Here is a 14862-nt window from a genome sequence, read left to right on the forward strand (position 1 = left end):
TCATGCACACCTTCCTCGAAGCCAGGCTCACCCGTTCGGCGCGGAGGCTCGCCGCCGTCGCCGCAGTCGTGGTCACCGCCGTCGCCTTCGTCCCGATGCCGGTGAACGCCGGCGGCGCGCCCACGGTCGCGCGCGAGGTGTTCGGCAGCACGGCCGAAGGCCGGGTCGACCGGTACACCCTGACCAACGGCAAGGGCATGCGCGTACGGATCCTGACCTACGGCGGAATCATCCAGACCGTCGAGGTGCCCGATCGGCGGGGCCGCACGGCGAACGTGGCCCTGGGCTTCGACAACCTCACCGACTACGTCGAACGAAGCCCGTACTTCGGCTGCATCACCGGCCGCTACGCCAACCGGATCGCGCTGGGTCGGTTCACCCTCGACGGGGTCGCATACCAGCTTCCGATCAACAACGCACCCAACAGCCTGCACGGGGGTGACGCCGGCTTCGACAAGCACATCTGGGTGACCACGCCGTTCCGGCGGGGGGACAGCGTCGGCCTGCTGATGCGCTACACGAGCCCCCACCTCGACCAGGGCTACCCCGGCACGCTGAGCACGACGGTCGTCTACACGCTGACCCGCGACAACGCCATCCGGATGGAGTACCACGCCACGACGGACCGGCCCACGATCGTCAACCTCACCAACCACACGTACTTCAACCTCGCCGGTGAGGGGTCGGGCACCATCGAGGGCCACACGCTTCAGCTCAACGCCAGCCGGTACACCCCGGTCGACGCGACGCTGATCCCGACCGGCAACCTCGATGCGGTCGCCGGCACACCCATGGACTTCACCCGGCCGACCGCAATCGGAGAGCGCATCCGAGACAGCTTCCCGCAACTCGTCATCGGCCGCGGCTACGACCACAACTACGTCGTGGACCGGCACGGCCGGTCGGGCCTGGTGCAGGCCGCCCGGGTCGTCGAGCCGCGCAGCGGCCGGGTGCTGAGCATCCTGAGCGAGGAACCGGGCATCCAGTTCTACTCCGGGAACTTCCTGGACGGCACGCTCGTCGGCACCAGCGGCCGGATGTACAGGCAGGGCGACGGATTCGCGTTGGAGACCCAGCACTTCCCCGACTCACCCAACCAGCCGAGCTTCCCGAGCACCGTGTTGCGACCGGGGCAGGTATACGAGACGACGACGGTCTACCAGTTCGGCACGACCAGATGACGCGACGCCGGACCGAGCCGGCGCACTCCGGCTCGATCTGCCTTGGAGGTTCCCGGTGGATGAATCGACGACAGGCGCGGCCCCAGCCGACGCTCTCCGGGTCGAGAACGTCGCGAAGCGGTTCGGTGCGCTCACGGCTCTGCGCGACGTGACGATGCGCGTCAAACGGGGCGAGGTGCTGGGACTGCTCGGCGACAACGGTGCCGGAAAGTCCACCCTGATCAAGATCATCTGTGGTTTCCACCGGCCGGACGCCGGCCGGATCATCGTGGATGGCGTCGACGTGACGCTGCGCAGCGTCGACCATGCGCGCTCGCTCGGCATCGACACCGTCTACCAGGATCTGGCGCTGGTCAACGAACTCAGCGTTTACCACAACATGTTCCTCAACCGCGAACACCGCATTGGACCGTTGCTCGACAACCGAAAGATGCGGCGGCTGGCACGGGCGCACCTGCGCGACATGGGGGTCGACATCCCGGATGTCACGGTGGAGGCGGCCAAGCTTTCCGGCGGTCAGCGGCAGGCGATCGCCGTGGCGCGCTCGGTCTACTCCAAGGCGCGCCTGCTGTTGCTCGACGAGCCGCTGGCCGCGATGGGCGCAAAGGAGGCGGCCGTCATCCTCGACCTGGTGCGCGGCCTGAAGGACCGCGGGGACATCGCGATCGTCATCATCGCGCACAACTACGCCCAGGCGCTGTCGGTGTGCGACCGGGTAAACATCCTCCAGCAGGGACGCATCACGTTTGACCGCGATTCCGCCCAGACGTCGGTGGTCGAGCTCACCGAACTGATGACCGCCGGCTACCGCGACCGGCGCCGCGCGGCCGACCATCCCCTCGTGGAGGGGACGTGAGCGATCGCAGCGGCCGGCGCCTGACCTAACTGGATCTCCTGCTCTCCGGTGGGCCGAGGTAGCTGTATCGCACTCCTCCGGTGTCGACCACGAGCCGCTGCAGGATGACCGTCGGGTCGACCGCCCAGAAAGTCAGGGTGTGCCGGCCGGCCCGGTCGATCCGGTGGGTGGTCGTGGTGACGTTGACGTTGTCCGAGGTGTTGCGCGCCCACTGCCGGTTCATCGTGGTGTCGTTGGCGCCGGTCGCCGTGGTCGCGTTCACCTCCTGTGGCGTCGCCCCGTCGACCGAAATCGCGTAGCGCAGGCCGGGCGTGGGACGGGTGTTGTTGCGCGGCGACAGATAGGCCGACACGTTGACCGGGCCGGTGGTGGTCAGCGTCATCCGGTATTCCAGCCGGGCGCCGGCGCCACCGAGCGGGGTGAGCCCGTCGCCGAGCTTCCCGACGTCGGGCAGCAGCCGCCAATCACCGACCTTGCGGGTGTAGTGGCCGGCGCCCATCGCGACGTATCCGGCGGCCTCCAGGAAGCCCCCCGGCCGCACGGTCGGATTCTCGACCGGGACCTGGACCACCGTCGTCGCGCCGGCCCCGGTGACGGTGATCGGCACGGTCGTGACGCCGCGCGGCGCACGCCGCCAGTCGACGGTGACCGCAGCCCGGATCTGGTCCCGGACCGTGCCCGCGGCCGGCGTCACGCGGATCCAGGACGCCCCGGGCGTGATCCGGTAGCCGAACGGCGTCGTGCCCTTGTTGTAGACCTCGATGAACCGGGCGGGCTCGCTCGACCAGGGGCTGAGGGAGGGCAGCCGAACCGGGTCGCCGCCGTCGAGCGCCACACCGAGGGACGCCGCGGACGGCACGGTGATCCGCTTCAGGTAGGGGAAGATCTCGTCGGGCAGCGCCACGTTGTTCAGCTCCGGCTGCTGCCAGGGCGCGTTCGGGCCGTACCGCTCGACGTTGCCGTACCCGATCTTGGGTTGGGTCTGCCAGCCTGACCACTTCCCGCCGGCCAGCGTCTCGTTGTAGTACCGCGACATGGCCTGGTCTTCGGCGAAGAGCGCCTCGGCGCGGTCGGCGAGCGCGTTCGTCGCGGCCCGGCCCTCGCCGGCATACCGGATGTTCTGGAACTCCGCGCGGCGCAGGTCGTAGACGATCGCGGTGTCCTTCACCTGGTAATAAAGGAGTTGGTAGAAGGCGTCCTGCCGGGCGGCCGGCACCAGCCGCCGGACGCGGTCGGCGCGCGCCGCGAGCGTCAGCCACTCGTCCGTGACGCGATCCATCTCGCGGTAGGAGGTGAGGCTGAACGGCGTCTGCTGGTCGTCGTAGACCACGGCGCTCGGATCGGTGCGCGGGTCCTTGGCGGGATCCATCGTGATTCGCCGGTTGAGCAGCTCGGGCTTCCGGCGTGACTGCAGGCGGCCGTACTCCTCGAGAAGGTCTCCGATCGCCGGCGCGAGAGCCGGGCCGAAGTTTTGGGCGGCATACCGCCGATGCCATTCCCCGAGCCGGTCCACCGGCCAGGCCGAGGGATTCCAGGCATAGTCGAGGAAGAACTGCGTGGGGAGCTCCTCGTTCTTCAGGTCACCCACGTTGACCATCCAAAGACGGTCAACCCCTGATGTGTACGCGAGATGCAGCTGCTCCCAAGCATTGGTGAGGTTCGTGGTGTCCGCCCACTTGTAGTTGCGCCCGTCGCCCACGTAGTCGAAGTGGTAATACATGCCGTACCCACCGGACCGGGCGGGCAGCGTCGGGTCCGGCAGCTTGCGCATGTTGCCCCAGTTGTCGTCGCAGAAGACGACCGTCACGTCGTCCGGCGGCCGATAGCCTCCGTCCCAGTAGCGCTGCACTTCCTTGTAGAGCGTCTGCACCTGGGGCCGATCGATCAGCCCGGTCTCCGCCAGGATCTGCCGCTGACTGTCGATGATGGACGACATCAGGTCGATGCCGTCGCCGTCCGGCAGGCTCACGTCGCCGTTGCCCCGCATGCCCAGCGTGATCACGCCCTCGATGTCCTGGTCCCGCATTCGCTCCGCACCGTCCCGCCAGTACGCCTTGATCGCGTCGGCGTTGCGCCGGAAGCTCCACTCACCGGTCCCGGTGGGATGCCGGTTCCACTCCTCGATGCCGCGCATCATCGGCGCCTCGTGCGAGGTGCCCATCACCACGCCGTAGAAGCTCGCGGTGGCGTGGTTCTGCGGGTCGTCCTCGGCGAACGCCCGGCCCCACACGGCCGGCCACAGATAGTTCGCCTTGAGCCGGAGCATGGTCTCGAAGACCTTGGCGAAGTAGGCGCTGTTCAGCCCGCCCGGATAGCCGGGCGCCTTGCCCGGCCCGAAGTAGCGCGGCGCCCACGTGCCGGTGGCCGGGTTCTCGTCGTTGATGAAGAAACCGCGGTACTTCACCGCGGGGGTGCCCTGGGTGTGCCGGCCGGGCCGCACGTAGAGCCGGTCGTGCCGGGCCGCCGGGACGTCGTCCCAGAAGGACCACGGCGAGACGCCGATGTTGCGGGACAGGTCGTAGACACCGTAGATGGTGCCGCGCTGGTCGCTGCCGGCGATCACGAAGGCCCGCTCGACGCCGGGCAACGGGTCGGCGACGACCTGTTCGACGGTGGTCTCCCAGTTGCCGCGGACGCCTCGCACGTCGAGCTTGCCGCGGGCGATGATCCGGTCGATCAGCGGGCTCTTGCCGATCGTGCCGACGATGACCGGGTCGCGGCCGCCCGGGATCTCGTCGTGGCCGACCTCCGGCCGGACGCCGGTCACCTTCTCGAGGTCGGACTGCAGGTCGTCGACCACCCGGATGACCCCCGCGTGGTCGGCCCGGCTGACCACGATCGGCGCGCCCACCAACGGAAACCGGCCCGGCCCGGGGGTCGTCGCGATGTAGTCGGAGGCATCCGGATCGCCGGCGAGCGCCGGCTGGGCGATGGGAACGGCCAGGAGCGGGGCGAGGAGTACGAGCGCGAGCGCTGCGGTCGGACGCATCGTCGGCCTCCCGGAAGTTTCGGAAACAACAGGCGTCGAAACTCGTAACGTAGAGGCGAGCGTCAATGTCGTCAAGGCAAGGAGGTGCGGATCTTGCCGGAAACAATCAAGGATCGACGGCTGATTGCCGGGCACCCAACCCTCCGGATGTCATCGGAACTTCCGGCGGGACCAAGCTCGTCATCATGATCCGCGAGAAAGGCGGACAGCTCTCCTACAGCAGCTTGTCCTGGGTGAACGGCAGGTCCCGCAGGCGCCGGCCGGTGGCGTGGAAGATCGCGTTCCCGATCGCCACCGCAACGCCGGTGATGGGTGTCTCTCCGAAGCCTTTGGCGCCGAGTCCGGCGCTGCCCGGGTCGGGCTCGTCGACGAACAGCGCCTCGATGCTTGGCGGTGCGTCGGCGTTGACCGGCACGAGATAGGTCGACAGGTTCGGGTTGACCACCCGGCCGCTGGCCTGGTCGACCAGGGTGTGTTCCATGAGCGCGTAGCCGATGCCCCAGGTGACGCCGCCGATGACCTGGCTGCGGAGGGTGCGCCGGTTCAGCACCCGGCCGACGTCGTACGCGCCGACGACGCGGGTGACCCGCACGTTGCCGTACCGCCGGTGCACCCGGACCTCGACGAAGACCGCGCCGTACGTGTGGCCCGGCGTGTTCTCGACCGTGGCGACGACCTCCACGGGCTTGCCGTGGCGGCGCATCACGTTGCGGTAGGTGTCCGACCGCGAAGGATCGGCGGAGTCGGTGAGCCGGCCGCCGGACGCGGCGACTCTCTCCGGCGGCACGCGGTAGAGCGGTGATTTCGGATCGCCGACGGCGAGACGGATCACGGCGGCCCGGACGTCACGGCCGGCGCGGTCCACCGACGGGATCACACTCGGCATCGTGGACGAGATGGACGAGCTGCCCGCGGGCGGGAGGATCGTGTCGCCGAGCACGGTGCTCACCCGGCCCAGTGGCAGAGCGAGCGCGTCGGCGGCGACCTGCGAGATCACCGTGTACGTGCCCGTACCGATGTCTTGGGTCGCCACCGCGACGCGGGCCCGGCCGTCCGTGTCGAGAGTGACCCCCGCACTGGCCGGGAAGTTGCCGTAGGTGTGTGTTTCCGTGGCCATCCCCCAGCCGACGTATTCGTCGCCGTCCCGGGTGGCGCCGGGCCGGCGCTCCCGCCGCCGCCACCCGAACTTGTCCGCGCCCATCTGGTAGCACTGGGCGAGGTGCTTGCCGGTGAACCGGTCGCCGGTGTTCTGGTCCACTGTCGCGTAGTTGCGCAGCCGCAGGTCCACCGGGTCGACGCCGACCTCGTAGCTCAGCTCGTCGAGTGCCGTCTCGAGTGCGAACTGCGCCGACATGTCGGGCGAGCGCATCCAGCAACCGGTGGGCAGGTCCAGCCGGACGCCCAGCTGACGCACGTGGACGTTCTTGCAGGCGTACAGCGTGTGGGTGGCGATGCTGGAGTTGAACATGTTCTCGTCCGTGCCGGTGAGCTGGGCGATCGTGTCGTGCACGATGGCGTTCAGCTTGCCGTCGCGCCGGGCGCCGAGCCGGATCCGCTGGTGGAATTCGGTGCGATGGCCGGTGCCGGTGTACATCTGGGCCCGGGTCAGCACGGTCGTCACCGGCCGGCCGGTGAGCCGGGCGGCGGCCGCCGTCAGCAGCGTGTGCGGCCAGACGACGCCCTTCGTGCCGAACCCGCCGCCGAGGTAAGGCGCGATCACCCGCACGTTGTCCGGCGGCACCCCGAATGCGCCGGCCAGCGTGTCCCGGAACGTCACCACCGCCTGCGAGCTCTCGTGGAGGATCAGGCGGTCGCCGTCCCAGACCGCGGTGGTGGCGTGCGGCTCGATCGGGTTGTGATGGTGCGTCGGCGCTGTGTAGCTGTGCCCGACGCGCACCGCCGAGTCTGCCAGAGCGGCAGCGGCGTCACCTCGGGTGATCTCGTTCGGCTCCCCGAACATCGGCGGCGGGAGGTAGGCGTCGTCACGCGCCTCGGCGATGGTCAGCCTGTGCGGATCGACCCGGTAGCTGACCCGGACCCGAGCGGCGGCGTCGCGGGCCTGCTCCATGGTCTCGGCGACGACCATGGCGACCGGCTGGCCGTTGTGGTGGATCTCGGTGCCCTGCATCGGGACGAATCCCTTGAGGTAGAAGCCCTCGGAGACATCGAACCGCGGCATCTCGCGGTGGGTGTGGACGGCGACCACTCCCGGCATCGCCCGGGCCTCGTCGGCGTCGATGCCGGTGACCTCCCCGCGGGTGACCGTACTCGCCACCAAGAAGCCGTACAGTCGGTTGTCCGCGGCCTGGTCCGCCGCGTACTTCGCGGCGCCGGTGACCTTCGCCCGGCCGTCGACGCGGGCGACATCGCGCCCCACCAGCCTGCTCACCGGATCTCCCTCCATTCGTTGAGCACACCGGCGAGCGCGCGCTGCACCAGTTCCACCTTGAACCCGTTCTCCCGTCCGGGATCGGCGCCGCTCACCAGCGCACGCCCGGCGTCGCCGACACTGTCCGCGGTCAGCGGCCGGCCACGCAGGGCCGCTTCGGCCTCCCGCGATCGCCACGGCTTGGTGCCGATGCCGCCGAACGCGAGCCGGATGTCCTGCACCCGGCCGCGCTGCAAGCGCAAAGCAGCGGCCACGGACACGACCGCGAATTCGAACGAGGCCCGATCGCGCAGCTTGAGATATCGAGAGTTCGCCGTCAGCGGGCTCCGCGGAACGTCGACCCGCAGGATCAGCTCTCCGGGGCGTAAGGCGTTCTCGAGGTGCGGGGTGGCTCCCGGCAGCAGGTGGAAGTCGGCGATCGGCACCTGGCGGGGACCGTCCGGCCCGAGCAGGTGAACGACGGCTTCCAGGGCGACCAGGGCCACGGCCAGGTCGGACGGGTGCGTGGCGATGCAGTGCTCGCTGCCGCCGACGATGGCGTGGATGCGGTTCTGCCCACCGATCGCCGGGCAGCCGCTGCCGGGTGTGCGCTTGTTACAGGCCGAGCCGGGGTCCCGGAAATAGCCGCATCGGGTGCGCTGCAACAGATTGCCGCCGATCGACGCCATGTTCCGCACCTGAGGTGAGGCCGAGGCCAGCAGCGCTTGCGACAGCAGCGGGTAGTCCGTGACTACCCGGCGATCGTCGGCGACCTGCCGCATCCGGGCCATCGCCCCGATGTGCAGTCCGGTCTCGTCGGCAGTCACCGTGGCGGCGTCCAGCTGGTTGATGTCGACCAGGTGACTGTGGTGCTCGGCGCCGTCGCGCATCAGGTTGAGCAGATCCGTGCCGCCCGCGATGTAGGTGGCCCCGGGCTGCGCGGCGAGTCGCACGGCGAGGCTGGGATCCGCGACGGCGGTGTACGCGAAGGCTCTCATCCGTGCATCTCCCGGCCCGCGTCGCGCACCGCCGCGACGATGTTCTGGTATGCCGCACAGCGGCAGATGTTGCCGCTCATCCACTCGCGGACCTCGTCGTCGGAGCCGGCGTGACCCTCGCGGATACACGCGACCGCGGACATGATCTGGCCCGGCGTGCATCCACCGCACTGGAACGCGTCGTGCCGGATGAACGCCTCCTGCACCGGGTGCAGATCGTCGCCCCGGGCCAGCCCTTCGACGGTGGTGATCTCACTGCCCTGCCGCATGACGGCGAGAGTGAGGCACGACTTCACCCGTTCCCCGTCGACCAGGACGGTGCAGGCACCGCATTCACCGCGGTCACACCCCTTCTTGGTGCCGGTGAGTCCCAGCCGGTCGCGCAGGGCGTCGAGCAGTGTCACCCGCGGCTCCACGGTCACCTCGTGGTGCGCCCCGTTGATCGACAGAATGATCTCGGTGGCCTGGCCGGCTCCCACCGAGGCGATCATGGGCCGCCCGGCGGCGGCGCCCGGAGGTGCCGCTCCGGCAAGCACCGGCAACGCCGTTCCTGCTGCGGTCGCTGCTTTGAGGACCGTGCGACGCCGGATCGACGTCGATGAGGGCTCCTGCATGGCTGCCTCCTGCTCTAAGCGATGGTCATGACGGCCGGTCCTCGAGTCGCTCGCGCGTTGCGGCGAGAGCGGCGGCCATGGTGCCCGGCGGGCGGTCGAAGGTGGTCGTCGGCGCCGATGCCGGTCCCGTCCGGGTCGAGATGGCGTGCGGATAGGCGAACTCGCGCAGCCCTTCGTCGCCGTGTTTGCGGCCGAAACCGCTGTCTCCCCGGCCGCCGAACGGCAGCCCGCTGATCTGCGAGAACGCCAGGGCATCGTTGACGCTGGTCATGCCGACACGCAGCCGGCGGGCGATCTGCACGCCACGGTCCCGACTGAACACGGCGCTGCCCAGGCCGTACGGGCCGGCGTTGATCCTGCTGATCGCCTCCTCGGTGTCGCTCACCCGGACGATCGACAGCACCGGGCCGAAGGTCTCCTCGGTGGCGGCCAGCGCGTCCGGCGGCACGTCGGCCAGGATCGTCGGCTGCACGTACCTGCTGCCGTTCGCGGCCGGCCCACCCACCACCGCGGTGGCGCCGCGGTCGAGGGCGTCTTCGATGTGCCGTTCGATCACCGAGATCTGGCCGGGCATCGGGACGGGCCCGATGAGGTCGTCCACGCCGCTGCCGGCATGCACCCGCGCAGCCAGTGCGGTGATCTTGTCGACCAGGGCGTCGTACACCTCGCCGACCACATACGCCACCTCCAGGCTGATGCAGCCGAGACCGGCGTTCTGCAGCGCACCCCAGGTGATGTGCTTGGCGGCAAGGTCCAGATCCGCGTCCTCAGCCACCACGACACCGTCGTTGCCGCCGAGCTCGAGCAGCATCGGGATGAGGCGCGGCGCGCACGCCGCGGCGACCGCACGTCCCGAGGCCACGCTGCCGGTGAAGGCGATCTTGTCGACCCCGGCGGCGATGAGCGCCTGCCCGGTGCCGGCATATCCGTTGATGGTCTGCAGGACGTCCGGATGGTCCGGCACCGCGCGGGCCCAGGACCGGGACAGCCACTCGCCCACGCCGGGAGTGAGCTGGCTGGGCTTGAAGACGACCGCGTTGCCGGCGGCCAGCGCGTGAATGACGATCGCACCCGGGGTGCCGAGCGGGAAGTTCCAAGGCCCGATGACGCCGACCACCCCATATGGCAGGTGCTCCACCCAGGCCTGCTGGTTGTCCATCGCCGGCGGCGTCGGCACCGGACGGCGGCCCAGCACCCGCTCGGCGTTGTCGATCACGAACGTCAGATGCGCCACGACGGAAAGGACCTCGGCGAGACCGTCCTCAACCGACTTGCCGTTCTCCGCGTGGATCAGATCGGCGAGCACGTCACCGCCGCGGACGATGTCCAGACGCCACGCCCGCAGACGATCGGCGCGGCCATCGAACCCGAGATCCCACCACGGCTCGGCGGCGGCACGCGCCGTTTCCACGGCCTGCGTCGCCTCGGCCGGACCCGCGACCGGGTAGCGCGCGGACTCCGCACCGGTCGCCTGGTCGAAGCTGACCACCACCGCTCCGGCCGCGCCGAGGTCGCCGTCCCGCGTGTTCAACGTGTCTGCGCTCATCGTCTGCCCCAACTCCGAGATCGATTGACCGCCTCCACGTTATCAGGTTCTTGGTGCGTATCAAGGTCTTGATGCGAGATCGAACGTACAGGAAGACTATCAATAACTTGATAAGCGACAAGCCATGGATATGCATTGGGCTGGTGTACTTTGAGCACCGTGATGGAGAAGCCGGTTGAGGTGGCGAGCGACAGCCAGATCCTGGGCCGGGTCGCTTCCGCCCTGCGCCGTGCGGACCTGGCCATGCTGGCAGTCAAAGAGCGACCCCTGCGCAAGGTCGGCAACTCCGGTTCCCTGTACGCCATCCTGGTGAACCTTCAGGTCAAACCCGGTCAGACCGCCGCTGAGCTGGCGCGTGTCGTCGGCGTGACGCCGCAGGCCATCCAGCCGATGGTCGGCAAGCTTGTCGACCGTGGATGGCTGGAACGGCGCACGCACGAGCGACACGCGACCGTCCAGGAGCTGCACCTGACGCCCGAGGGCCTCAGCGAGGCCGCCAAGGCCGACCGCATCATGGCCGACCTCGATGATCACCTGCGCGTCAGCCTGGGCGACGAGGACTACGAACGCCTGGCCGGCCTCCTGGTCAAAGTCATCGCCGTCCTGCCCGACTGGTCTCCCCCGGACTGACTCCCGTTGACACTGTGTTATCGACATTTGGCTTTCCGTAGCATGATGGGCGGGTGGGGTTATCTGGCGGACCTCTCCTCGTGGGGGAAGTACACACCGGGCTGCTGCAGCACTCATCAGCTCTGCCGCCCCTGGACGTGGTGGAGATCCTGCGGCTGCGGCCCGGCGACAGCGTGCGCACCGTCGAGCGGCCCACGCGGTACGCCGTCTCACCGTCAATGCTGACCGGCATCGATTGCCGGTTCGGGACAACCGCAGGCGTACGCGTCGTGGGAGCGCTCTTGTCCCGGTCGACCGTCGTCGGCGGGCACGTGCTGCAGACCTCGTCCTTCGGCCTGATCCGTCAACGGCTGTCGGGCCGGCGCACCGAGTGGTCCCGATACCTCGCCATGCCCGGAGAACTGGAAGCCATCGGCCGGCCGATTCCCGAGCAGGCCGCCCTCGAGTTTCTCGCCACTGACCGGCCTCCGTCCGGGCTGGACCTCGCCGCGATCAACGCACGTCTGATGGACATCGTGCAGGCGACCCCTCGGCTTGATCGCCGCCCACCGTTCCGTACCTCTCGCACCCGGGTGCGCTGGCTCGCCGAACCATCCCTCGTGTCCCGCGTCCACTTCGGCCTCGAAGAGGCCAATCTTCGTTCCCTCCGGCTCGGGTTGCTGGACGACGGGATCGAGGGCTACTCGGCCGTCGCGTCTTTCTGCGAGGACGTCGCGCTGCACGACTGGCTGCTGAGTTGCCTGCTGCAGATGATGGACCGGGCCGGGGTCGGCCGACGGCATGAGGATGGCCTTGCTCAACGTCTCCAGCCGATAGTCGACCACCTGCTGCACCTGTGGATGCCGGCGAGCCGTGCCGGCGATCCATACCTCCAGCTCTGGCGTGGCCTCGACCGGCGGGCCGGCTTCAGCAGGCAGTGGAAGACCTCGGCGAACTGGATTCGCGACCAGATCGGCGTCGGCTATCTACACCGCCGTCCGGAACGGTCATGGTGATACACACCGGACCGCTCCGGCGCCTCTGGCTCAACACGAGCCCGCGGCTGCGGATCACCTCCCTGGTGATGTGGTCTGCGGCGATTGCCGGGACGGCGGCCGGAATCGTGGGCGACCAGCGCGGCTGGTGGGCCGGACAAGAGTTTCTGACCAACCTCACCTCATCGCTCGTAGGTGCGCTGTTCGGAGTGCCGATCGCCGTGATCGTGATCCGGCGGATCTCGGCTGCCGAGAGCAACCGTCTGGACCGTGCGGCAGCCGTCGAATTCGCCCGGCTCACCATCAACCGGCTCAGCGAGACCATCGCGCCACTCCTGCCGGATCCGGGCGCCGCCGACGACCTGCGAAGGCGGCTGCGCGGACTCGACGCCGATCTCCAGGCGCAACCGGAACACCGGCCCGGCCTGACACGCGCGCTGGCGGAGTTCGCCGATGTGGCGGACGCCCTACTCACCACGGTCAGAACCGGGTCCGGCGCGGCCGACGCGGTGCGCGACGCCGAGGCCACCTGGCGGTTCCTTCGCCTCCACGTCGCACCGCGACTCCAGATCTACGGCGTGGCATGGCTGTCGCGCTCGGTCAACGATCGGATCGATGCGCTCTTCGAGCGGGCGGAGCGGTTCACCCGGACCGGCACGCACGAGACCAAGGCGCTGGCCGAGGCCGTCCGGCGGCAGATCGGGCCGGACGCCATCGTGCCCTTCGATCACCACCCCGACCTGCGGATCCTCATCGAAGACAATGTGGACCTGTGGCTTGACGGTGTGGATTGTCTTCTCGAACTGCACGAGACGGCGGTCGTGCTCACCGTGCAACTGGACGTCGATGAGCCGGGTCCCTACAGGAACACGTAACGCATGCGCCGCGTGGCGTGGTCCAGCTGGGCCAGTCCTTCCGCAGCGGCGCGATCCTCGGACTGTCGCAACGCGACCGCGTCGAACACCGTCTGGTCGAGAATGGTGCGCACGGCCGCTTCCACGGGAAGAAACCGGCTGGGCAGGATCGACAGTGTGCGGTACGCCGCGAACGGCGCCGCCCGTTCGCGCAGGCGCACGATCGGCGGCAGATCACGCCACTGATCCGGTAGCTCATCGGGCAGTGCGGTCGGGTTGAACGGCACCCGTCCGCCGTCGCGGAGCAGGCCGAGACGAAGCATCTGCCAGCACGCGGCAAGAAAGGCACAGGAGTACGTTCTCTTCCCGTTCCGGTCGTCCCAGAGTTCGACGTCCAGGCAGATCGAGTGCCGGTCGGGCACGTTCTGCCGGGGCGGCGTCCACCGGGCGAGCGGTGCCATCGCCTGCGGTTGGTCGACGGTGCCGCTCCGGCCGTTCGCGAGCCAGCCCGCTTGTGCGGCGGGCGGCCGGGCGCCGGTCATTCCCGGCGGAGGCTCGGGAACCAGGGCGCCGGTCAGCAGCTCGGCCGGGGAGACACCGGCCGCCTCGGCACAGGCTGACTCCCGGACCAGATAGTCGATGGCCACCCCATTCTCCCGGGCGGCTTCCATCAGCGCGGTGAGCACGGCCTTCGGCGGCTCCGGCTCCAGCAGATAGTCGTCGACCAGATAGCAGGTGCTGACCCGCCGGACGCCGGCCGACTGCACGGCCGCCGAATACCACGGCGACACGGCGGCGAACAGTTCGCGGAAACGATCCGTCCCGGCCGCGTAGTCGGCGTGGTAGAGGTGCCCGAGCTCGACCGAGAGCTGGGCGTAGGGCACCGCCTCGACCTGGCGACGAGCGCCGGCCTGGTCGAAGGTCACCTCGGTCATGTCAGAGGCCCTTCCACGCCGCTTCGTCGGTCAAGGCGACGGAAAGGGCCTCGAAGGCGTTGACGGTCTCGGCGTTGGCAATCTTGCGGCCCCAGACGTCGTCGTCGGAGATGAGCTGCTCGCGCCACTGCAGCAGCGGATCGAGCGGGGCCGTGCCAAGGGTGACGGTCCGGCCCATCTTGAGACGACTCGCCAGCTCGTGCAGTTCACGGTTGCAGGCCCGAAGCCAGGCGATCTGTTCGGGACGCAGGCCCGCCAGCTCGGTGGAATCGAGATCGACCACCGCTGTGCGAACGAACCGCAGCGACTCGGCGATGGAGGTCGCGTGGCCGATCTCGCGACCGGCATCGCAAATGCCACGTTCACCGTGGACGAGGCCGGCGGCGGCCACGATGTGCTGTCGCGTCCAGCGGTGAAAGATGAGCCAGCGAACCGGCATCGCGCTGAGCCGCCGGTCGGCGGTGGCACGCAGGACCAGATCGGTAGCGTACGAGCGGCCCGCGCTGAGGTCGATCAGCAGGACGTCGAACTCCTCCTCCAGGCGCAGCAGCAGCCGGGTGCAGCGCTCGACCAGCTCGGGGCCACTGGGAAACTCTCCCCCACCAAGGTCGCCGGGGACCAGCACCAGCCTTCCGGAATTCGGCGGGCGCTCGCGTAACTCCGGCCTTTCCGTCTCGCTCCAGACGTCCACCCGCACCGGTTCGGCCGCCTGCCCGAGGAGATAACTGTGCAGACCGCCGTCGGTGGTTCCGCGGGAAATGGCGTCCAGCTGAAAGATGCTCCCCGCGGTCGGAGACCCGAAGTCGAAGTCCAGATAGCAGACGTCGTGACCGGCCAGCGCGTGGCGGAAGAGCATGTTGCAGCTCGTGACTGACCGGCCGGTGCCGCCCTTGTCAGAAGCGGCGAAGACGAGCACC

General features: G+C 69.2%; 11 protein-coding genes. 4 read left to right on the plus strand and 7 right to left on the minus strand.

The window, feature by feature from the left end; all coding sequences use genetic code 11:
• The first annotated feature begins 2 nt into the window (after positions 1-2).
• Entirely contained in the window at positions 3-1181 is a 1179-nt protein-coding gene (locus ACZ6TI_RS27060) for an aldose epimerase family protein (RefSeq protein ID WP_465347952.1), read from the plus strand.
• A gap of 55 nt (positions 1182-1236) precedes the next feature.
• Positions 1237-2037, plus strand: coding sequence for an ATP-binding cassette domain-containing protein (locus ACZ6TI_RS27065; protein WP_465347953.1), 801 nt, complete (start codon positions 1237-1239; stop codon positions 2035-2037).
• 25 nt (positions 2038-2062) lie between these two features.
• On the opposite strand, the gene ACZ6TI_RS27070 is transcribed toward ACZ6TI_RS27065, so the two are convergent.
• The 5 genes from ACZ6TI_RS27070 to ACZ6TI_RS27090 form a co-directional block, all read right to left on the minus strand.
• Positions 2063-5026: a glycosyl hydrolase 115 family protein gene (locus ACZ6TI_RS27070; RefSeq protein WP_465347954.1), complete on the minus strand. Its 2964-nt coding sequence runs from the start codon at positions 5024-5026 to the stop codon at positions 2063-2065.
• Positions 5027-5240: 214 nt separating this feature from the next.
• On the minus strand, positions 5241-7415 hold the full coding sequence (locus ACZ6TI_RS27075; RefSeq protein ID WP_465347955.1) for a xanthine dehydrogenase family protein molybdopterin-binding subunit: 2175 nt from the start codon (positions 7413-7415) through the stop codon (positions 5241-5243).
• Entirely contained in the window at positions 7412-8392 is a 981-nt protein-coding gene (locus tag ACZ6TI_RS27080) for an FAD binding domain-containing protein (protein WP_465347956.1), read from the minus strand. Before ACZ6TI_RS27080 ends, ACZ6TI_RS27075 begins: the two co-directional genes overlap by 4 nt.
• Complete coding sequence (locus ACZ6TI_RS27085; protein WP_465348079.1) at positions 8389-8883, minus strand: (2Fe-2S)-binding protein; 495 nt, start codon at positions 8881-8883, stop codon at positions 8389-8391. Before ACZ6TI_RS27085 ends, ACZ6TI_RS27080 begins: the two co-directional genes overlap by 4 nt.
• Before the next feature lie 148 nt (positions 8884-9031).
• Positions 9032-10552, minus strand: coding sequence for an aldehyde dehydrogenase family protein (locus ACZ6TI_RS27090; RefSeq protein WP_465347957.1), 1521 nt, complete (start codon positions 10550-10552; stop codon positions 9032-9034).
• 162 nt (positions 10553-10714) lie between these two features.
• Here ACZ6TI_RS27090 and ACZ6TI_RS27095 point away from each other — a divergent pair, with 162 nt between their 5' ends.
• Positions 10715-11182, plus strand: a complete 468-nt coding sequence (locus tag ACZ6TI_RS27095; protein ID WP_465348080.1) for a MarR family winged helix-turn-helix transcriptional regulator — start codon at positions 10715-10717, stop codon at positions 11180-11182.
• A gap of 140 nt (positions 11183-11322) precedes the next feature.
• Positions 11323-12177, plus strand: a complete 855-nt coding sequence (locus tag ACZ6TI_RS27100; RefSeq protein ID WP_465348081.1) for an SCO2521 family protein — start codon at positions 11323-11325, stop codon at positions 12175-12177.
• An 838-nt stretch (positions 12178-13015) separates the two neighbouring features.
• On the opposite strand, the gene ACZ6TI_RS27105 is transcribed toward ACZ6TI_RS27100, so the two are convergent.
• Entirely contained in the window at positions 13016-13945 is a 930-nt protein-coding gene (locus tag ACZ6TI_RS27105) for an SCO2522 family protein (protein ID WP_465347958.1), read from the minus strand.
• Position 13946: 1 nt separating this feature from the next.
• Entirely contained in the window at positions 13947-14861 is a 915-nt protein-coding gene (locus ACZ6TI_RS27110) for an SCO2523 family variant P-loop protein (RefSeq protein WP_465347959.1), read from the minus strand.
• Between the last annotated feature and the right edge of the window lies 1 nt (position 14862).

The sequence above is a fragment of the Actinoplanes sp. NPDC051388 genome (genome assembly GCF_055586225.1).

Coding starts and splice junctions, on each gene's coding strand:
- ACZ6TI_RS27080 (WP_465347956.1), bottom strand. CDS start 8,392: ATGAGAGCCTTCGCGTACACCGCCGTCGCGGATCCCAGCCTCGCCGTG.
- ACZ6TI_RS27085 (WP_465348079.1), bottom strand. CDS start 8,883: ATGATCGCCTCGGTGGGAGCCGGCCAGGCCACCGAGATCATTCTGTCG.
- ACZ6TI_RS27090 (WP_465347957.1), bottom strand. CDS start 10,552: ATGAGCGCAGACACGTTGAACACGCGGGACGGCGACCTCGGCGCGGCC.
- ACZ6TI_RS27095 (WP_465348080.1), top strand. CDS start 10,715: ATGGAGAAGCCGGTTGAGGTGGCGAGCGACAGCCAGATCCTGGGCCGG.
- ACZ6TI_RS27070 (WP_465347954.1), bottom strand. CDS start 5,026: ATGCGTCCGACCGCAGCGCTCGCGCTCGTACTCCTCGCCCCGCTCCTG.
- ACZ6TI_RS27060 (WP_465347952.1), top strand. CDS start 3: ATGCACACCTTCCTCGAAGCCAGGCTCACCCGTTCGGCGCGGAGGCTC.
- ACZ6TI_RS27105 (WP_465347958.1), bottom strand. CDS start 13,945: ATGACCGAGGTGACCTTCGACCAGGCCGGCGCTCGTCGCCAGGTCGAG.